We start from the raw sequence: 19,152 nt of genomic DNA on the forward strand, positions 1-19,152 counted from the left end.
GCTACCTCAGTCCTGGAGGGTGCGGGCGAGGATTCCTGTGGCGCAGGCGATTCCCCCTGCGCCCTTGACGAGTTCCGGTATCGGGACGCGGGCGACGCACTCGACTCCGTGCCGGGACAGCAGCTCACTCGTGGCACGGGAACCGCTCGGCATGACGATCGCTCGTGGCGCCACCGTGACGAAGTTGAACGCAAGATGGGTGCGGGTCTCTTCGGACTCCGGGACGTCGATGACCGTGAAGCCCAGCTCGCGCAGCCGACGGACCTGAGCGGAGTCCATGATCGAGGTGCGCGCGGCGAGCAGGTCCGCATCGAGCACCTGGAGCACCCCGAGCAGGTGCTGTACCCCGGTGGGCACGGACAGCCGCAGGACGCGCGCCTCCTGCTGTGCGGCCTCCTCAGCGATCTGCCGTGCACCCGCGTCGTTCGTGCGTGCGCCGAGCCCGACGGCCACGAGGTCGGAGCGCAGCCACTGGGCGTCGGCGCCCTCGAACACACCGTCCGCCCCGATGGTCCGGGCCACGGGGATGCCGAGCCCGGCGCAGAGCCTGAGGGTCTGCAGTTCCTCGCCCGCGCGGACGGAGCTGGCCATCCGGGGGATCACGGCGCCCGCCTTGGTCATCCACAGCAGGTCGCGCGCGTACATGGCGTTGGCGCCGCGGTGGGGATTCGCGCCGGGCGGCTGCGGGGCGGGCAGTTGGTGGACGGTGACGCCCAGCGCAAGGTACGCCTCGGCCAGCGCGTCCAGGTCGCGGCGGAGCGCCGTGTGGTCCAGTCGTTCGAGGTGCTGGAGTTCGTCGGGTTCGCCGGCGGTGAGGAGTGCGGGCGGCGGGCAGTGCAGGACGACGTCGGTGAGATGGTCGAAGTCGCGGCACACGCGCAGGGGCGCCCAGTTCGCGCCGACTTCGATGTCGCTCTCGTGCCGGCCGCCACGGGCCCGCCAGCCGGGCCCGTGGTAGGCGGCGGCGGTCACAGCCATTGGTCCTCCTCCCCCTTGCGGTAGCCGAGTTCGTCCGCGACCTCTCGGACGGCCGGCTGGTCGACAACCGGGAGTACGAGTTCGGCACGTTGTCTCCAGCGCGCGGGCCTGGGCCGGGCCGTTGCCATCACGACCGGGAACCGCACCGGATGGGACGGTTGCGCGATCCCGGCGAAGGCGAAGACGGACCGGAGGGTTCGCTCCCGGGTCGCCGGGTCGAGGAGCCGCTCGAAGGGCACGCGCAGGATCGCGTCCGCGGTGCCCGGGCTCAGCTTGCCGAGAGCGGCCCGGTGGGCCCCCGCCCACTGGTGCGCGCACACCCACTCCAGCGGCTGGTCGACGAGCTTGTCCCAGCCGGGCGGGATGTCGAAGTTCCACCAGTCGCGGGCGGCGGCGCCGAGTTCCGAGTAGCCGTCGATCGACAGTGTGTGCTGGTCGGAGACGTCGTAGGAGAAGAACCCCCGGTCGCGCCAGCCGTCGTAGAGCCCGTTCACGCTCGCGGCGGGGTTGCGGGTGAGGTGGATGATCCGTATGCGGGCGTTCGGCATCAGCCGTCGCAGTAGCGGAAGCCGGTAGGCGTCGACCGAGGACTTGATGACCAGGGGGTGCCGGTTCAGCGCGACGCGATCGGCGGCGGTGCGGGCGCAGGGCACGACGAACGGTGGTTCCTCGATGCAGTAGCCGTCGTGGGGCGGCCGCAGGTCCGTGTCGGGCGCCTCGCCTCGCAGGTTGGTCGGCAGGTCGTAGAAGCACGGGTCGATACGGGGATGGGTGGCGCGGAGGCGGCTCAGGACCGCCGCGAACAGGGTGTCGGGCTCGTCGAGTCGTACGCCGGTCCGGACGGCCTCGTCGACCGCGTCCCGCACGGTCGCGAACGCGATCTCCTCCAGCGGCCACTGCAGGGCGAGGCGGCGGGTCGCGATGGCCGCGTACCTGTCCCGGTCGGCGGCGCCGACGGGGGGTCGGGCCGGGCCCGAGCCGAGCAGGGACATGAAGTCCCCTGACAGGGCGACCCAGTCGAACTCGGTGTCCGGCTCCAGGGCGTCGGAGCCGTCGCGGCCCCGGTCGAGCCGGTTCAGTTTGTACAGCGCGGTGTGCTCGCCGGCGATGGAGAGCACGTGCGGCTGATCGCAGAGGATCTGGTGGAGGAGGCTGCTGCCACCCCGCGAGGAGGCGACGATGGCCACGACGTCCGCGACATGGGACAGGTCCGCTTCGGTGTCCGGCTGCCCGGGCGCGGTTCCGGGCAGGTCCGCCAGCGTGCGGCGGACAGCGGCGATCGCCCGTTCACGCGTCGGCGCTTCGGAGACGGGCGCCATCAATGCCGGACCCCGCTTCCGGCCGCCGATTCGACGTGGATGGCGCCACCCGGCGGGACGTCGATGGTCAGCGGGCCTCCCGGGTGCTGACGTCCGGCGGTGAGCCGTTGTCCGGTCGGTGACAGGACGGTGTAGGAGAGTCCGGTCTCCTGCGCGTCCACCGTCAGCGCCGTCGCGTAGCCCCCGTTCAGAACGACCGCCGGCCGCTGGACCCGGCACGATGTGGCGGGCTGGAGGACGAAGACGACGTCACGCTCGTCGGCCATGGCGCGCAGGACACTGTGCGAGGCGTTGTCGGCGGTGCGGTGCCTCAGGAATCCGCTCAGGTTGTCGGCATAGAGCTGGTGGTACCGGCGCAGCACGCCCCTGCTCTCGTCGGAGAGCCGCGCGAAGTCCGAGCCGTAGGCGGGGATCCCGGCGGCCAGCATGGCGATGACCGCGACGGCGACGTCCTGGGGTGTGTCACCCGGGCCGAACGTCTGGTAGTCGTTGATCGAGGCGGGCGTGTACGCCTGCACATGCAGCGTGCGCAGGAAGTTCGTCCGCGGGTCGAAGGGCGCGTCGCCAGCGCGCATACAGGTGCCGTACGGGGTGAGGAACGCCGTTCCGTAATTCTGCTTGAGCTCGACGATGTAGTCCGGGGACACCGCGCGTGTGCGTCGGTCCGCGTCCTCCAGCATGAGTTGCAGCCCGAGGAGCATCGAGTCCAGGTCGTGCTCGTGATGCGGGCTTTCGCACCGCAGGTCGGGTATCCAGTTGAACAGGTCGTACTTGGCTCCGTGGAAGCCGTACTCCTCGACGAGACGTACGCAGACGTCGGCCATCACCCTGCGCGCCTCGGCGTTCATGAAGCACAGCGAGTAGAACTGCGTCTCGCCCAGCACGGGTTCGCCGGAACCGGGGGCGATGAGCAGGTGCCGGCGGTCGGTGAAACAGTCGGCCGCGGGTCCCACGGCGTGCGGGGCGCACCAGATGACGGCCCGCGCTCCCATGGCGTCCAGACGCCGTACGAGCCCTTGCATGTCGGGGAACTTGCCGGGATCGGCCTGCCAGTCACCGATGTTGAGCGGCGTGTCGTATGCGGTGTCGAGGCCGGGGCCGAACCAACCGTCGTCGATGATGAAATTGCGGACGCCGACGTCCAGGCCGATCTTGGCGTTCTCCAGGACCATGTCCGCGCCGATGTCGTCGCTGGCCCAGTCGGTCCAGCTGCACCAGAACGGTTCGAAGGACGACTCCACGATGCGGTCCCGCAGCCCGAAGACGGACCGGGTGTGCTCGGAGAAGGCCCTGAGGACGTTCATCCACGGCTCTCTGTCGTCGCCCTCCGGCCGATTCAGGACGTAGACGTGCTCGGTCACCGATCCGTCGGCGGAGGGGACGGATCGTGGCAGGGGATACTCCTCCGTGCCGCGGCGGATACTCACCTCGACGCCCCTGGTGTGCACGTTCAACGCACGGTTGGAGACGGGCTCCAGAAGGCGGAGGTCGGTCTCGACGAGGGCGCCGACGACGCCCAGGGCCAGGTCCACGTTGCCGTCCGGGCCGGTGAACATGTAGAGCGGGACCTTCACGTCGTTGATCTTCGACTGGGCCAGCCTGCCGTACTTCCAGAAGCCCGTGACGTGCATGAGGTTCATGAACCACCGGCCGCTGTCCGGCGGGACCACCTCGTCGAAGTTTCCCATCGGGGCGCGCAGCAGGTACTCGAGCGAGACGATCCGCTCACCGGCCGGCGGGCGCACGGTCACCTCGAAGGGGGCCGTCTCGCCGACGCTGACAGCGATGTCGCCCTGGGTGGCGTCGGCCGCTTCGCCGAGCGGGAAAGGACCCAACTCCCTTTGCTCACCCGACTCGAGCCGGACGATCAGACGCATGCGCGGTAACGCGTTCATCGCTTGCCTTTCTGACGACAGGGGTCACTCAGAGCGGTGCGACCGGGCGTGTCACACTCCGTTCACAATGCGTGACCCAACCATGAGCCAACACAACCCGTCAATCAACTACCCCAAATCCCTAAGTGAACACACAAAGTTGAACCAGAGTAAACATCCGCATCTGACGCACAGGTGCCCTGGGCGCGGGCAGCACCAGTGACACCACGCCCCAGGCCGCACGCACAACAGCCGCCGAAGCGGCTCACCCCGCGCAACGGTCAGCCCAGCGAGAAGGCCCGGCGCTCCTCGCCGAGGGCATCAGCGCCCGCGCCACCGGCGTCCGAGAGCGATCTCGGGATCGCCGGTGTGGTGGCTTTTGCTTCGGCGGGCAGTGCGCGTCCCCGGAATTGTGGCTTCCACCACGGCGAATATGGTCTTGTCCTGGTGAGATCACCGAGTGCTCGGCTTCCTCCTCCGCCTCCTTCCATTCTGGGTCCGTGAGCCCCTGCTCATCGCGCTCGGGTCCGTTCTCGGCATACGCATCATGTATCTCGCCGTCCGCGATCACGATGGGGTCGCGGCCGGTCTCGGCGTGCTGTTCCTCGTGTTCACCGCGATACGCACCTACGTGGTGGTCCGGGCCCTGCGCGCACGCGGGAACCCGAGTCCGCAGACCACGACAGACCGGACGGCAGTCGATGCAGTCCCCCAAGCTGACGCCGGCGTGCAGACCCCGGTCCACGCCGGAGCCGGGCCCCGTCCGCGGCACACCCCGGAGAAGGAGCCCAACGCGTGGGGACAGGCCCTGGCGGCCGTGGCCCTGTTCGGGGCACTCGCGGCCGCGCTGTGGGTGGCCCCCCACGTGATGCCGTCCGACGACAGCACCCCGCGGCCCTCCTCATGCCCGGGCGGGGAACAGGAGGCGCTGCCCAAGGCCTACAAGAAGGCGCCCCGTCCTGTGACCGGAAGCGAGCTGTGCAAGGCGCTCAACCGGCCCGACCTCGCCGAACTCCTTGGCACACCCGCAGAGACCGCGACCTCTGCGTCCGGCACCAGCAACACCGCTCCCCTGACCGACGGAAAGGTCGCCCAGCCGGAGGCCGAGGTCGCGTTCGACACCTACACCGTGAATGTCTCGACCACGTACAACGAGCTGTCGACCGAGCAGTACGTGAAGCTGATGAAGTTCGGCAGTGAGCAAGACATCAAGACCCTGACGGTTCTCAACCGGCCGGCGGTCCTCTCCTCGGACCACACCATGAAGTTCGAGATCGATCTCCAAAACGGCGGATCCGGCGGACCGGTCGAACAAGGCCCCCTGGCCAGGACACTGTCTGTCGCCCTCGATCGAAACGACCGGGGCGGCTACTGCGAAATCACCGTGTGGAGCTCGTCCGGAGCCCTCCCGGACGACAGCGCCATCCTCCGCATAGCTGAGAAGATTCTCCCGACAATCCCCGAACGGACGGCTCGATAGGACACCGACGGCGTACTCCTTCCGCAGCCATACACCGCCTTGCTCCGCGTCAGGCCGCCTGGGTGAGTTCGGCGCGGCCGAACAGCAGGGCGTAGCCGGAGGGGAGTTGAGCGAGGATACGGCCGAGGAGGTCCTCGCCGGCGAGCTGGGCCACGATAGGCGAAACGGCCACGCCGGCCAACGCCGGTGCCGAGACGATCGCCGACGTGAAGCCGTATGCCGCGCCGATATCGCTGAGCCTGTTCCAGTCCACGCTCTTGGCGCAGGAGATATCTTCCGGGGCGAGAGGTGACAGCAGGAGCACCATCGTCAACGCAGCCGCCCCGGCGGCGACCAGTCCCAGACTTCTGCCGACCCGGCGAGCCACCGACACTGCAGCCGCGCATCGATGACGAAGTATCAGGCAACCATCTCCAGACGGGCCCGCCCCTGTGACTATCTGTGCCATCTCATGACATTGGCTTCTCACGGTCAGGCGTGGCGAGCGTAGGACGCAAGGCGACCGGCGAGCGCTATGACGAGTTCTCGCAGTTCATCGGGGCGCTCGATGACGAACGGCCGGTCGAGTGAGGCGAGTACTGGAGGCAACCAGTCGAGCCGCTCCGCCCGCAGCTCGACGCGCAGCCAGCGCTCGGTTACCCGGTCCTGACCTGCCGCGGGCTCGTGCTCCTCCAGGCTCGCGACGCTGGCGGGAAGGTGGGCGCGGATCTGCTCAACTGTGCCGTGGATCCGCAAGGTCACCTCATGCCGGTACTCGGCCGTCGCGAACGCTGACAACACGCGCTGTGCCGGACCGGGACCCACGGGCGCCTCGAATGAGCCGGGCAGGGCCCGCGCGTCCGCGATGCGATCGAGCCGGAAGGTTCGGTCCTCGCCGATCTGGGCGTCCTTGCCCGTGACGTACCACCTGCCCGCATGGGCGACGATCCCGTACGCGTGCAGTGTGCGTTCGCTGCGCCGTCCGTCGCGGTCGGTGTAGCGGATCGAGACCGGTCGGCGGTGGCGCACCGCATCGGCGATGGTGAGCAGGACCCCGGCGTCCGGCGTGTCGAACTCTCCGGGCTGTTCCGTGAAGGCGAGGGATTCCAGGAGCGTGTCGAGCCGACGGGCGATGTGCTTGGGCAGCACCCGCCGGATCTTCGCCGATGCCGTCTCGCTTGCCGTGTGCTCCGTCGTCGCCAGCCCCGCTCGGCGGCCGGCGACCAGGCCGAGCAGCACGGCCAGCGCCTCGTCGTCACTGAGCATGAGCGGAGGCAAGCGGTACCCGGGAGCGAGCCGGTACCCGCCGTAGCGGCCGCGCACCGATTCCACGGGCACATCCAGGTCGATCAGCTGGTCCACATACCGCCGTACGGTGCGCCCTTCGACGCCGAGCCGGTCGGCCAGTTCGGCCACCGTCCGTGTGCCGCCCGACTGCAGCAGCTCCAGGAGTGTCAGCACGCGGGCAGTAGGTCGGGGCATGTGCACAACCTAACGCGAATACAGGACCGATTCTGTCCACTATTTCTCCTAGCCTGCGCAGTGCACGCCGCCGGCACAGCCAAGGAGATCCCCATGAAGTTCGTCTCGATCCGCATCATCACCAGCGACGTAGCACGCCTCGTCGAGTTCTATGAGCGAGCCACAGGGGCGCGGGCGACGTGGGCCACCGAGGACTTCGCCGAACTCAACACCGCGGGCGCCACCCTCGCGATCGCCGGCACCCGCACCGTCCCACTGTTCGCCCCGGGCTCTGCCCGCCCGGCGGACAACCACAGCGTGATCACCGAGTTCCTCGTCGACGACGTGGACCGCGTTCACCAGAACCTGACCGGCTACGTCACCGACTTCGTCACCGAGCCCACCACGATGCCCTGGGGCAACCGGTCGCTGCTGTTCCGTGATCCCGACGGCAACCTCATCAACTTCTTCACCCCCGTCACCCCGGCGGCCATCGAAAAGTTCGCACGCTGACGCCACGCACAGCCGCTCCCGCGCGGGAGACCTGAGGTCCCAGGGCTCCCGGTGAACGCGGCCGCCGAGTCCAGGAGCGCCACCAGCAGGGGCACGGGAACGCACCACTACCAGTGCGACCGGCACAGCGGCTGCATGCGGGAGTCGATCCAGGTCCGCTCGCATCCGTCGACCCGGCACTGGCCAGGGACGACGCGCGCTTCCATGAACTGCTCACGCTGGCCTTGTACCGGTGCGGGCGACAGGCGGAAGCCCTGAACGTATTCCGCAACACGCATGCCCGCCGCCGCAGGGACCTCGGCATCGAACCCGAAGCTTCCAGAACACGGTGAGCGTCTTTCGGTCCTGCCGCTGAGGGTCCGGCTGTATTCCGGTTTCGGCAGGTAACGGCACTGATTGGAGAACAAGCACCTGGGGGCCTTCCTCGATGAGGCTTGCCTCTCGTTTTCCGCCGGGGCGTGGATGAGGTATGTCCACCACTCGTGGAGGAAGCTGCGCGGCCCAGGCGGTCACGTCCGTGGGAGTGATGTATCAACGGCGACTCGGTGATCTCGTTTTGAGGCTATGCGGTGAGTTCGGTCGGGAGGACGGTCTCGTCGTTTTCGACTCGATCGGGTGGAGGCGGGCCTTGGCCAGCAGGTCGAGGCCCATGTAGCGGCGGGCCTCGGCCTCGGTCCACTCGTCGTTCTGCTCGGCCGGCAGCGCGCCGACCAGTCGGATCAGGGCGGGGCGGTCGGGGAAGATGCCGACGACGTCGGTGCGGCGGCGGATCTCCTTGTCGAGTCGTTCCTGCGGGTTGTTCGACCAGATCTGCCGCCAGATCTCGCGTGGGAACGCGGTGAACGCCGGCACGTCGCCCTGGGCGTCATCCAAGTGGGCTGCGGCTTGGGGGAACTTGGCCTCCAGGGCGTCGAGGACGTGTCGCATCTGGGCCTGGACGGCGTCGGTGTCGGGCTGTTCGAAGACGGTCCGCAGCAAGGTGGCCACCCACGGCTGGGCGGACTTGGGGACCTGGCTGAGCAGTGCGCGGGCGTAGTGGGTGCGGCATCGCTGCCAGCCGGCGCCGGGCAGGGTGGCGCCGATCGCGTTGACCAGGCCCATGTGGGCGTCGGAGATGACCAGTTGGACGCCGGACAGGCCGCGGGCGATCAGTGAGCGCAGGAAGGCGAGCCGGCCGGAGCCGTCCTCGGCAGTGGCCACGTCCAGGCCGAGGATCTCGCGGTGGCCGTCGGCGTTGACACCGACCTGGTCCGCGCCGGTGCGCGGTTCGAGAACGGTGTCCTGGTCGAGCGCGGGGAGCAGGCCGCATGAACCTCGACGACATCCTGCAGAAGCCGGACGAACACGTCCGTTTCGCGGCCTGCCTCGAACATCTGCAGCAGGCCGCCGACGCGGACGACGTCGACCTGGTCAGCCGCGTGCTCACCGATCCGGACCAGACGATGGCCCAGTCCGCCGTGCTGCGGCACCTGGACTGTCAGGCCGCCGACCTCCATCCCGGTCCCGCCTACGAGGAGTGGGCGCAGCCGATGACCCAAGCCACAATCGACCACCCCTTCCTTGCTCAGCGCCTGCGGGAGTGGCCACTCTTCCGCGCCGTCACGTTCGGACTGCCCTGGCCGCCGGATGACCTGCTCGCGTCGTCCAACTGGCTGCAGCTCACGACCGCCGCCACGACGCACACCGAGGCGAACAAGATCCTCGCCGAAGCGGGCCGCACCAAGCGGATCCGCAACACCGCCAAGACCAGCCTCAACCACCGCAGCGAAAGCTGAACTCAGCCCACCCACTGCTCGTGACCATTGCTCCCGCGGTACGCTCCACGACCTCATCTCCGATGCACACAGGGTCCGCACACCTTGCCCCAGGCACGCTGCGTACCAGCGTTACGGATCGTCAATGATCAGACCGCAGGAGGAGACCACATGACCATCTCCGTCAAGGTTCCCGGGCTGCCCTTCTCTCTCTCGCCGTCGTCCGGCGAGGCGTGGACCATCGACGAGGCGACCGCCACGGTGACCGCCGCAGCGAGCGCCCATAGCGACATCTTCATCGATCCGGGAGCGGACTCTCAGCTCAACGCAGAGTCCATGCTCAACGCCGCGACCCTGCTCGGCGTCCCCCCGGACTGTGATTTCCAGTTCAGCGCACGGGTCACCGTCAACTTCGAGTCCACCTTCGACGCCGGCGTGCTGCTCTTGTGGATCGATGACCGCCACTGGGGAAAGCTCTGCTTCGAATACTCCCCAGACCGCCAGCCCATGATCGTCTCTGTAGTCGCCCGCGGCGTCGCGGACGATGCCAACGCCTTCGCTGTCGACGGCCGGACGGTATGGCTGCGCGTCTCCCGGATTGATCACGCCTTCGCCTACCACGCATCCCTCGACGGCAAGACCTGGCGGATGATCCGCTTCTTCGCTCTCGACGACATGTCCACGCCCGCCTCCATCGGCTTCGAGGCGCAATCGCCGACCGGCGACGGCTGCGTGGTCACCTTCGACGACATCCATTTCACCCGCGAGCGTCTGCGCGAACTGCGCGACGGCTCCTGACTCAGGGCCTGGCAGGTGCAGCTCTCACAGCCCGGAGCAAGAGCCGACGGGCCGCGGGCAGCCCGGCTGCAGCGCTGGCGACGCCCCGCCATCGTAGGAAGGCCTCCCCTACGCGTGCCCGGCCTGACTCTGCCCTGAAGTTCAGGGGTCGTCGAAAGGCGTGCGAATCGGGCAAAAACGCTCAGGCGAGCCATGTACGGCCGAGCCTCGTTCGAACTCCTACGAACTCGCATCCTCACCCGGCTGTGCGCCGCGCTGCGGAAACCGCTTCGCCAGCCGCCATCATGCCGGGCACGTTCGAGAAGCCCTACAAGCTGCTGCCCTCCACCAGCCACAGCGCGTCCGCGCCGGAGACCTCGACCATGCGGAGCGTGCGGGAGTGGTGGTCATCGGACTGGTTCCTCGCTGGCGTCTGTCGTCTTCGGGCTCGTCTTCGGTGCCTTCTGTGCGGGGACGGCGGGCAGGACGCCGGCCATCTCCAGATGGTCGCGGGCGGCACAGATCGCCTCGGGGGTCGTGGCGTACTCCCGGCTGTCCAGCCGGAGGAGGTCGAGGGCGCCCACCGAGTCGAGGACCTGGCGCTGGCCGGGACGTATCCCGGACGTCATGACGACGATGCCGCGCCGCTTCAGCTTCTGAACCGCGTCCTTGAGGACCAGGGCGCCGGTGGCGTCCATGGTCGACACCCGCGACATGCGCAGGATGACGACGCGGACGTCGGCGACCTCGGTCAGCTCCAGGAGGAAGCGGTGGGCGGCGGCGAAGAACAGCGGGCCGTCGATGCGGTAGGCGACGATGTGCTCGGCCAGCAGGGCATGCTCCTCCGCGCTGTGATCGCCCCGGTCGAGGGGCACCTGGTCGAAGCGGGCCTGTTTGGCGACGGCGCGCAGGGCGAGGGCGCCCGCCACGGCCAGGCCGATGATGACCGCGTACACGAGGTCGAGTGCGAGGGTCGCCGCAGCAGTCAGGACCAGGATCAGCGCGTCGGAGCGGGTGGCCTTCGCCATCGCCTTCAGTGAGCCGACCTCGACCATGCGGATCGCGGTGGCCAGCAGCACCCCGGCGAGCGCGGCCAGCGGGATCTTCGACACCAGCGGTGCGGCGGCGAAAACGATCACGGCGAGGACCGCGGCATGCGTGAGCGCGGCAAGCCGGGAGCCCGCACCGGTGCGGACATTGACTGCGGTGCGGGCGATCGCGCCGGTCGCCGGGACGCCGCCGAACAGCGGGGCGGCGATGTTGGCCAGGCCCTGGCCGAACAGCTCCCGGTCCGGGTCGTGCTTCTGGCCGACCGTCATACCGTCGGCGACCGAGGCCGACAGCAGCGACTCAAGGGCTGCGAGCGCCGCGACCGCCACGGCGGGAGCGAGCAGGGAGCCCAGTGAGCCGAGCTCGAGGAAGGACAGGGAGGGCGCGGGCAGCCCGGACGGCAGGTCGCCGATCGGCTGGGCCGCATCGAGCCCGGCGGCCTGGGCCACGACCGTGGCCGCGATGACCGTGAGGATGGAGAAGGGGATGGTCGGCCGCCAGCGGGCGCCGGCCAGCATGACCGCGGCCACCGTGACCGCGAAGCCGGCCGCCGTCCAGTTCGGGTTCTTCACGAACTCCTCAAGGGCCCGCCAGGTCACCACCAGCACCCGGTCGCCGTCGGGCTTGGGCACGCCGAGCGCGTTCGGGACCTGCTGCAGGCCGATCACGCAGGCGATGCCCAGCGTGAAGCCTTCGACGACCGGCGCGGGCACGTACTGCATGTACTTCCCGGCCCGCAGCACCGCCAGGCCGACGAGCATGACACCCGCCATCACCCCGACGGTGAGCACGCCACTCGGCCCGTACTGGCCGACGATCGGCACCAGGACGACCGTCATGGCACCTGTCGGCCCGGACACCTGCAGGTTCGATCCACCGAAGATCGCGGCTAGCGCGCCCGCGACCACCGCGGTCGCCAGGCCCGCCTCCGCGCCGAGCCCGGAGGAGACGCCGAAGCCGAGCGCGAGCGGCAGCGCCACGATGGCGACGGTAAGGCCGGCCAGCAGGTCCCGGCGCGGATCGCGCCGCACCTCGGCGAGATCGGCACGGCCGGGCAGCAACGACACGATCCGGGCCCGCGCCCGGCTGAACCCCGTAGTCATCGCGCGGCGACCTCGTCTTCACGCAGCTCGGCCAGCAGCTCGTTCCGCCCGGCCAGCATCTCGGTCAGGATCCGCCGCGCCGCCCTCATCAGGTCGGCCACGTCCCCGCCGGCCAGTGCGTAGACAACGGTCGAGCCCTCCCGCACCGCGGTCACGATCCCCGAGCGGCGCAGCACCGCCAGCTGCTGGGACAGGCCGGAGGGCTCCACCTCGATGGCAGCCAGCAGGTCCCGCACCGGCGTCGGCCCGTCCTGCAGCAGCTCCAGCACCCGGATCCGGACGGGATGCCCCAGCATCCGGAAGAACTCGGCCTTGGCCTGGTACAGCGGAACGGACACGGTCCCTCGGCTTCCCTACTAGCCGCCGCCCCTGGAGGGGCAGAAGCGAAAGACTGTGCCCGCGGCTACCTGCGAGCAAAGCCAACACAGCATCTAACCAATTGCGAAATTTTGCAATTCAGCATCCCGCTGCGCCTTGGATGACCCATCCCTGGGGGTCCCTGCGGGATCAGACTTTCTTGACCACGCTGGACTTCAGCTGCATCGCCCCGAATCCGTCGACCTTGCAGTCGATGTCATGACCGTCGACCCCGTCGACCAACCGGATGCCGCGTACCTTGGTGCCGGCCTTGATCCCCGAGGGACTGCCCTTGACCTTGAGCGCCTTCACGACGACCACGCTGTCGCCGTCGTGCAGCACGTTGCCCACGGCGTCCTTGACGACCCGCTCCCCGACGGTGTCCGCGCCGTCGGCAGCGGCTTGGGCGGGCACCCATTCGTGGCCGCACTCGGGGCAGGCCACCAGGGCGTTCATCTCATAGGTGTACTCGCACGAGCATGTCGGACAGGATGGAGGATTCTCGATCATCCCCTCAGGGTATCCGGCGCGCCGCGCCCTCTTCTGGTCGCGAGGCGCCGCCCTGCTCGCGCCTCTCACGCACTCGCGCAGCGTCCGCCAGTTCCGTCCGACCGCCCCTTGTGACAGTCGGCGGGCCGGGTAGGCACAAGGCGAGCAGACGGCGCGGCAGCCGCATCCGGACCAGATCCTCAGCGAGCAGGCGCTCTTCGCCCCATGCCGCCATGCGTCGCTTCATCAGCCGCCGACGCACGCCACGCCCACCTGCCCACACCAGACCGCCGGCGGCTCCCACGGCCAATACCACTGCCTCGCGCAGCGCCTACTCGTGTGCGGGAGGCGCCAGCACCACGGCGCCGCGGTCGTTCGTCCACACCGTGACGCCGTCTCCGCCCCAAGCATCGGCAAGCGGCCCTGGCCCGGCCGACATACACGGAGCCACGCCGCGTCTGCCGGTCGCCTGCTCCGAGGCTACTCGGAGGTGGTGCGCCGGTCGTGCGTTGTGGCTTGGCGGGCGCGGTGGTTGGCGACGTTGATGCGGTTGCCGCACAGGCCGTGCGGTTCGGGAATCAGCGTGACTTCCCGCTGCGTTCGGCTAGCGGCCACTCTCACGCCCCTGCTTCGTCCAGGAGACCTCTCCCATGTCAGAGCCAGAGATCGATGCCGTCGTGTTCGACGTGCTCGGCACGCTCGTCGACGAACCCGCCGGTATCGGCGCCGGCATTCGTGAACTCGACCCATCGCTCGACGATCCCAGGGTCGAGGAGCTTTTGGCGCTGTGGCAGCAGCACATCGACCACGAGCAACGTCGCATGCTCGACGGCGTCCGGCCCTACCTCACGAGCGACGTCCTCGACCTGGAAGCCGCCCGGCTCGTCGCCGATGCCGCCGGAGTCGACGACCCGGCCGCCGTAGCGGCGCTGGCCCTGTCAGGTCGCAGGCTCCCGCCGTGGCCTGACACCGTGGCAGGGCTCGCCCGACTCGCCGAACGGTTCCCGCTGATCGGACTCTCCAACGCGAGCCGGACGGCGCTGTTGGGACTCAACGCCCACGCCGGACTGCGCTGGCACCAGGCCCTGTCCGCCGAAGACGCCCGGACCTACAAGCCGGACCCAGCGGTCTACCAGCTGGCCGTCACCGTTTCCGGACGACCGCCGGATCGGCTTTTGATGGTCGCCGCCCACGCCTGGGACCTGCGCGGAGCACAGAGGCTCGGCCTGCGCACCGCCTACGTCGCCCGTCCCGTCGGCGACCCGCCCACCTCCTCAGACGGGTTCGACCTGCACGCCGACGATCTGGCCGGCCTGGCCGACCAACTCGACCATGCCCCTGGGGACGGGCATGCAAGGGACCCCTCCAGGGAAGCGGGAAGCATCCGAGTCCGCACGTTGACCAGCCCGGAGGACTGATCGGGGGTGCCGCAACGTCTGTCGTCAGCACCCCCCGGGCCTGGTGGCGTCCACTCCCCGAATCCGAGCCTGGGCGCTGGCGAACCTGGGTCACGCACCAGGACGACCTTGAGGCGATCGAGATACCTCAAGTTGCGGCCTGCGGCCACTTGTTCGAGCCTGGAAGTGGTGCACAAGCGCACACTGGACACGCCGGAGAGTTCTTTGTCTCCTGTAAGGCCGGGCAACGTCATTGGTGACCATGCCATGAAGTAGGTCGGCGCCCGAGCATCGGTGCGGTCTGCGAATCCGAAGCAGCTGGTTGCTGGTACCGGCGCGTCTCCATCTTCTGACTGGATTGGGGAGTGTGTGATGGCTCGTTCGATCCGCGTTCTGTACCGGGACGTAAAGGAAGGTCCCGTCAGAATTTCAACTGGGGTCCCATCAACAAAGATTCTGCGGTCATTATCCAGGCAGCACAATGGGGGTTTTCCGGAGGAGTGTTCGGGGCAGCCGGAAGGCCCATCCTCGGTGAGGCGAACGTCTACGTGACGAATGTCGGTCCGCACGACCCCGAGGGCGGGGACGGTAGAGTGGAATTCCACCTTCACGTCGACTGGGACGCACCCCTCGATGTCATGGTCAACATCACTGTCCTGGACAATGTCGAGCAAGTCGTCGTTGTCTGACACCGTATTAGGCGGGAACGGCTCGGCCGCGGCAGTCGCCTCCTGTAGGTGCGAACAACCTCGCGTGGTTGGTCGCAGGCTAAGGGCGGCCGGCGCCGCAGTCTCGTCGCCGGTGCGCACGAGGCACGTCCGTACCGCCATCCATGTCAGCCTCGTCCCGGGCGGGACATGATCTTGCGATCGGCCGTGTTCGGCGGTCTGTGCCACGCGCCGTCAGAAAACCGCCGGCCGCCGAGGCCGCAGATTCTTACGACCGATTCCGAGCAGTCCCGACAGACCGCCACCCCCACACCCCATCGGCAGACACAGTTGGAGCGCAGCCATGGCATCACCAGTCCTGACCGACCACAATATCCCGTGGACATCGACCATCCCGGCGAACAAGGACAAGCCCGCCACGCTCTTCGTGCGGGAACGCAACGGCACCAAGCCAAGCCACACACGCCAGCCTGTCCTGATGCTCCATGGACGCAGTGTGCCAGGGCTGGCCGGCTTCGATCTCGACTACGACAAGTACAGCTGGGCGCAATTCCTGGCTGACGCGGGCTACGACGTGTTCGTCATGGACCTTCAGGGATCCGGCCGATCCACACGTCCCGTGATGGACGACCCGCGCAACGTGAACCCCGCCCAGAAGTCCCTCTTGGTAGACCATCCAGGAGGCGCGTTGACGCCCGTGCAGTACACCTCCCAGCTGGACAATTCCCAGAGCAACTGGGACGAGGTGCACAAGGTCGTCACCTACATCAAGGGCCTTACGGGCGCGCCCAAGGTCGACCTCATCGGCTGGTCAGCCGCCTCTCAGCAGCTCGGCCCGTACGCCATCCAGCACAAGGAGAACGTCAGGAGCCTGCTCCTGCTCGCGCCGATCTTTCCGCCCAACGGCAGGCAGAGCAAGCCCAGTACCCGATGGGACCCACCGGTGTCGCTGCCGGTGAGCGCGCCCCCTTCCGTATTCGGTTTTCCCATGGCTCTCACCACCAAGTCGGGTTTCGCCACCGCGTGGGACAGGGACGTGGACTGCCACAAGCAGCGTGAGGACGGGATGGTCGACGTGGTCTGGAAGGCGATCATGGAGAATGACGCCCTCGGCGCCACGTGGGGCCCCGACGTGGCGGGGGCGCCCGAGGGCGTCATGCGGGTCAAGAACCAGTACTGGTGGGGCTGGAACTCCACCACCGTGCCGCTGGACGGCACCCTCGGCTCCGACGTCCCCGTGCTCATCATTTACGGGGACCTCGATTCCACGGTGAACACATCAGCCGACCTCGGCCTGCTGTACTTCTCGGTGCCTGCGCTCTACCAGGCCATTCCCGGGGATCAGAAGCTGATGTTCCGCATCGCCTGCGCGAGCCATCAGATCGTCTGGGAACGCAAGGCCAAGGTGGTACACAACATGTCTCGACAGTGGCTCAACAACGGCACCGTGGAAGACCTGGCCAAAGGCAGCTTCTTCCTGGATGAGGACGGCGTCCTTACTCCGGTGGTCTGACCCTGGGCGTTGAACCTTGCCGCCTCTTGATGGATGTCAGGTCCAGGCACTGCTGCAGACCGCCCTCCTCGAGCACACCGCGGCGTACCACCTGCGTACGGTCATGACCTTCCACCAGAAGGTGGAAGAGGCCGCGGCGTTCGCGGAAGCGTTGCCCAGGACCGCAGCGAGCTGCACGTCACCGAGACCGATGACGAGACCATGGGCAAGGCGGAGAAGGAACTGCCCGCGTCGTCGATCGACGCGGAGTTCTACGGGCCGGAGGCCGGCCGACACATCCCCCCGGACCGGGTCTGGTCGGCGTGGCTGTGCGGCGACCACCTGGTGGCCGAACGCCGCGAGGTGCTGCGGCAGTTCGCCAACGCCATCGACCGGCGGGCGAGAAGCCACAGGTCCAGGTCACGGCGAGGCTTGAAGGACTCCGAGGCCACTACGAACGGCGTTCAGCTCCGGGAGTCGGGTGCCACGTACTCGAAGGTCGGTCCAGCCGTCGTCTCGTCTCCGTCGGGCATCTGCAGCAGGCTCTGCGCCTGTGCCTTGAGCGCGTACATCGTGCCCATCCCTGCCCCGAGCATCTGCGGGCTGCCGTTGAACGCCTGCTCCAGTTGATCGAGCAGGGTGCAGTACGTCTGGTTGAACTTTTCCTGCGCGGTTCGGATCGGGTCACCCGAAGGGTGCTCTGTCATACGGGGGTTGGGGCGCATCGGGAGGATGCCGTCGGGGTCGATCGCGATCGCCTCACCGGTGGGGCCGGATGCAGGGGTGTCGCCGCGCCGGTACCGCCGGCCCAGTTCGAGTTCCTCGAACCGGTAGTAGTGAGCGACCTCGTCTCGGTCGGGGTGGAAGATGTCCTGGTCGCCGTCCCAGACTTCGCCTCGCGCGGTGCCCTCGCCCTGCTCGACGATCTCCTCGATCGTCGCGAGGGCCGAGGCGAGGTCGGTGACCGGCTTCAACTGCCCGCCGGTGTGGGAGAAGGGGCCGGCCGTGATCTGACGGGCCGGATCGCCGCCGAAGACCTTTTGCTCGCCGAGTTCGGCGCACAGATGGTGCAGCCCTTGTTCGATGGCGTCGTAGAACTGCCCGATCGTCTCGTAGTCGTCGCCTTCCGCCGGAGCGGCGGGTGGAGCCGGCTTCTCCAGGCGGAGGAACATGCCGAGAGCCTGCGCCCCGAACGGGACCAGTGACAGCGTCAGGGAGCGGTCGCCGTGAGGCAGGGTCCGGGGGTGGCCCGGCAGCATGGTCGACGGGTCCAGGCGTGGCTGCCCGCCGACCGCGTTCAGGAGGTTGGCCGCCAGGGCGAGATGGATCATCTCCTCGACGAAGACACTGCTCACCGCCTGGGCGGCGTCCGGATTTCGGTGCGGGTCGAGGGAGTACAGGGCGCAGAGATAGGGCGGCAGAGTGGCGTGTTCGAGTTCTATCGCCCACTGAAGGTGCTCGCGAAGACTGTCGAGCGTGTCGATCCGTGCGGTCACGGACGCCGCGGCGACGTCGACCTGTTGAGCTTGTTCCATGGGTGTGCTCATTTCCGCTGTCGTCAAGGGGTGGACGAGCTCTCGGGGGGTCACGGAGCGAGCTCGGTCCGACTCGGAGAGCCGGGACGGGTACGCCGGCTCTCACGGTCTTCACGACGCGCCTCTCCGCCTGCCGGGGTACGCGATGCTGTCCGATCAACAGGTAAGACAGGACGGCCCCACGATCTGTGACATCCGCCGAGTCAGGAGTTCGCGGGCGGATCGGCCAGGACCCCCCTGAGTAGGCCGGTGGACTGGCCCACCTCGATGAGGTAGCCGTCGGGGTCACGCAGATAGCAGCGCAACTCGGACGCGCGGCCGACGGGTGCGGTGAGGAAGGACGCGCCCGCGGCGACGGCGTGGGCGTAGAAGGTGGCCATGTCGGCCACGCGCACGTTCAGAAAGCTGGACACCCGCTCGCTGTCCTGGGGCACCTCCAAGGTGACGCCAGGCTTGTCGGGGGTGGGCCCGCCGCCGGGATTCATGATGATCCAGCTGTTGGCGACCTTTACGATCGCCGGGTTCTCCTCCATCACCACCTTGCCGCCGAAGACGTCGGCGTAGAACCGCCGCGAGACCGCGACGTCGCCCACGGTCAGGAAGTGCGCGAGGAGGAGACCGTCTTCAGGTACGGGGAGATCTCCGTGGGAAGCCATCGTTCGTCGTCCTTGCGTCGAGGCCATCCTGGCTGGTGCACCGGGGAGTGCTCACCACTCCGTGGAACTGTTGACCGGGTGCAGTCCCGATTTGTGACGCGGACGACGATCCGGACGGCGGCGCCTCAGCACGGCCTGCGCAGGCGGTGGGCTCACTTGGCTCGCGCGTCGCGGCGGCCGTGTAGGCGACCTCGCCCCTCCGAGTGGTGAGCGCCACTTGCCGATGACGCCGGTCCGGTAGCCGAGCGCCCGCAGCGCCTCGGTGAAGGT

General features: G+C 68.4%; 18 protein-coding genes and 3 pseudogenes. 9 read left to right on the top strand and 12 right to left on the bottom strand.

Going from position 1 to position 19,152, the window contains the following annotated elements; all coding sequences use genetic code 11:
- Window positions 1-6: 6 nt before the first annotated feature.
- Genes ACYUED_RS00310 through ACYUED_RS00320 form a run of 3 tightly spaced genes read right to left on the bottom strand, consistent with a single transcriptional unit; the run spans window position 7 to window position 4,174 of the window.
- On the bottom strand, window positions 7-978 hold the full coding sequence (locus tag ACYUED_RS00310; protein ID WP_491290314.1) for a dimethylarginine dimethylaminohydrolase family protein: 972 nt from the start codon (window positions 976-978) through the stop codon (window positions 7-9).
- Complete coding sequence (locus ACYUED_RS00315; protein WP_491290315.1) at window positions 969-2,297, bottom strand: hypothetical protein; 1,329 nt, start codon at window positions 2,295-2,297, stop codon at window positions 969-971. The genes ACYUED_RS00310 and ACYUED_RS00315 overlap by 10 nt, the downstream gene beginning before the upstream one ends.
- Window positions 2,297-4,174 carry an alpha-galactosidase gene (locus ACYUED_RS00320; protein WP_491290316.1) on the bottom strand — a complete coding sequence of 626 codons (1,878 nt, stop codon included), beginning with the start codon at window positions 4,172-4,174 and terminating at the stop codon, window positions 2,297-2,299. Before ACYUED_RS00320 ends, ACYUED_RS00315 begins: the two co-directional genes overlap by 1 nt.
- Window positions 4,175-4,631: 457 nt before the next feature.
- Here ACYUED_RS00320 and ACYUED_RS00325 point away from each other — a divergent pair, with 457 nt between their 5' ends.
- Complete coding sequence (locus tag ACYUED_RS00325; RefSeq protein ID WP_491290317.1) at window positions 4,632-5,651, top strand: DUF6215 domain-containing protein; 1,020 nt, start codon at window positions 4,632-4,634, stop codon at window positions 5,649-5,651.
- 49 nt (window positions 5,652-5,700) lie between these two features.
- Here ACYUED_RS00325 and ACYUED_RS00330 read toward each other — a convergent pair.
- Together ACYUED_RS00330 and ACYUED_RS00335 are read right to left on the bottom strand one after the other, a co-directional pair.
- Window positions 5,701-5,805: pseudogene (locus tag ACYUED_RS00330) on the bottom strand (DUF2267 domain-containing protein); the annotation flags it as partial.
- Between the two features lie 317 nt (window positions 5,806-6,122).
- Entirely contained in the window at window positions 6,123-7,112 is a 990-nt protein-coding gene (locus ACYUED_RS00335; protein WP_491290318.1) for a helix-turn-helix transcriptional regulator, read from the bottom strand.
- Between the two features lie 93 nt (window positions 7,113-7,205).
- Here ACYUED_RS00335 and ACYUED_RS00340 point away from each other — a divergent pair, with 93 nt between their 5' ends.
- Together ACYUED_RS00340 and ACYUED_RS00345 are read left to right on the top strand one after the other, a co-directional pair.
- Complete coding sequence (locus tag ACYUED_RS00340) at window positions 7,206-7,604, top strand: VOC family protein (protein ID WP_491290319.1); 399 nt, start codon at window positions 7,206-7,208, stop codon at window positions 7,602-7,604.
- 113 nt (window positions 7,605-7,717) lie between these two features.
- Window positions 7,718-7,936: a BTAD domain-containing putative transcriptional regulator gene (locus ACYUED_RS00345; RefSeq protein ID WP_491290320.1), complete on the top strand. Its 219-nt coding sequence runs from the start codon at window positions 7,718-7,720 to the stop codon at window positions 7,934-7,936.
- Window positions 7,937-8,135: 199 nt separating this feature from the next.
- Here ACYUED_RS00345 and ACYUED_RS00350 read toward each other — a convergent pair.
- Window positions 8,136-8,846: pseudogene (locus tag ACYUED_RS00350) on the bottom strand (IS256 family transposase); the annotation flags it as partial.
- 65 nt (window positions 8,847-8,911) lie between these two features.
- Between ACYUED_RS00350 and ACYUED_RS00355 the strand changes: the two are divergent.
- Window positions 8,912-9,379 carry a hypothetical protein gene (locus ACYUED_RS00355; protein WP_491290321.1) on the top strand — a complete coding sequence of 156 codons (468 nt, stop codon included), beginning with the start codon at window positions 8,912-8,914 and terminating at the stop codon, window positions 9,377-9,379.
- Between the two features lie 150 nt (window positions 9,380-9,529).
- Complete coding sequence (locus ACYUED_RS00360) at window positions 9,530-10,156, top strand: DUF1349 domain-containing protein (RefSeq protein WP_491290322.1); 627 nt, start codon at window positions 9,530-9,532, stop codon at window positions 10,154-10,156.
- Between the two features lie 386 nt (window positions 10,157-10,542).
- Here the strand turns inward: ACYUED_RS00360 and ACYUED_RS00365 are convergent, their stop codons facing one another.
- The 4 genes from ACYUED_RS00365 to ACYUED_RS00380 form a co-directional block, all read right to left on the bottom strand.
- Complete coding sequence (locus ACYUED_RS00365; protein ID WP_491290323.1) at window positions 10,543-12,288, bottom strand: SulP family inorganic anion transporter; 1,746 nt, start codon at window positions 12,286-12,288, stop codon at window positions 10,543-10,545.
- Complete coding sequence (locus tag ACYUED_RS00370; RefSeq protein ID WP_491290324.1) at window positions 12,285-12,626, bottom strand: ArsR/SmtB family transcription factor; 342 nt, start codon at window positions 12,624-12,626, stop codon at window positions 12,285-12,287. The genes ACYUED_RS00365 and ACYUED_RS00370 overlap by 4 nt, the downstream gene beginning before the upstream one ends.
- Before the next feature lie 169 nt (window positions 12,627-12,795).
- Window positions 12,796-13,155, bottom strand: a complete 360-nt coding sequence (locus tag ACYUED_RS00375; protein WP_491290325.1) for a zinc ribbon domain-containing protein YjdM — start codon at window positions 13,153-13,155, stop codon at window positions 12,796-12,798.
- Window positions 13,156-13,614: 459 nt separating this feature from the next.
- A complete protein-coding gene (locus tag ACYUED_RS00380) occupies window positions 13,615-13,749 on the bottom strand; it encodes a hypothetical protein (RefSeq protein ID WP_491290326.1) in 135 nt (44 codons plus the stop codon).
- 35 nt (window positions 13,750-13,784) lie between these two features.
- On the opposite strand from ACYUED_RS00380, the gene ACYUED_RS00385 reads away from it, so the two are divergent.
- The 4 genes and pseudogenes from ACYUED_RS00385 to ACYUED_RS00400 form a co-directional block, all read left to right on the top strand.
- The gene (locus ACYUED_RS00385) at window positions 13,785-14,552 is read left to right on the top strand and encodes a haloacid dehalogenase type II (protein ID WP_491290327.1); all 768 of its coding nucleotides are present in this window, start codon (window positions 13,785-13,787) and stop codon (window positions 14,550-14,552) included.
- A 527-nt stretch (window positions 14,553-15,079) separates the two neighbouring features.
- Window positions 15,080-15,220 carry a hypothetical protein gene (locus ACYUED_RS00390; RefSeq protein ID WP_491290328.1) on the top strand — a complete coding sequence of 47 codons (141 nt, stop codon included), beginning with the start codon at window positions 15,080-15,082 and terminating at the stop codon, window positions 15,218-15,220.
- Between the two features lie 322 nt (window positions 15,221-15,542).
- Window positions 15,543-16,712 (top strand): alpha/beta fold hydrolase, encoded by a 1,170-nt coding sequence (locus tag ACYUED_RS00395; protein WP_491290329.1) that lies wholly within the window; start codon window positions 15,543-15,545, stop codon window positions 16,710-16,712.
- Between the two features lie 46 nt (window positions 16,713-16,758).
- Window positions 16,759-17,108 (top strand): annotated as a pseudogene (locus ACYUED_RS00400) (DEAD/DEAH box helicase); the annotation flags it as partial.
- 47 nt (window positions 17,109-17,155) lie between these two features.
- Here ACYUED_RS00400 and ACYUED_RS00405 read toward each other — a convergent pair.
- Window positions 17,156-18,226: a ferritin-like domain-containing protein gene (locus ACYUED_RS00405; protein ID WP_491290330.1), complete on the bottom strand. Its 1,071-nt coding sequence runs from the start codon at window positions 18,224-18,226 to the stop codon at window positions 17,156-17,158.
- A gap of 203 nt (window positions 18,227-18,429) precedes the next feature.
- Window positions 18,430-18,882, bottom strand: a complete 453-nt coding sequence (locus tag ACYUED_RS00410; RefSeq protein ID WP_491290331.1) for a VOC family protein — start codon at window positions 18,880-18,882, stop codon at window positions 18,430-18,432.
- Window positions 18,883-19,152 lie beyond the last annotated feature (270 nt).

It is taken from the genome of Streptomyces sp. DF42, from assembly GCF_058267695.1.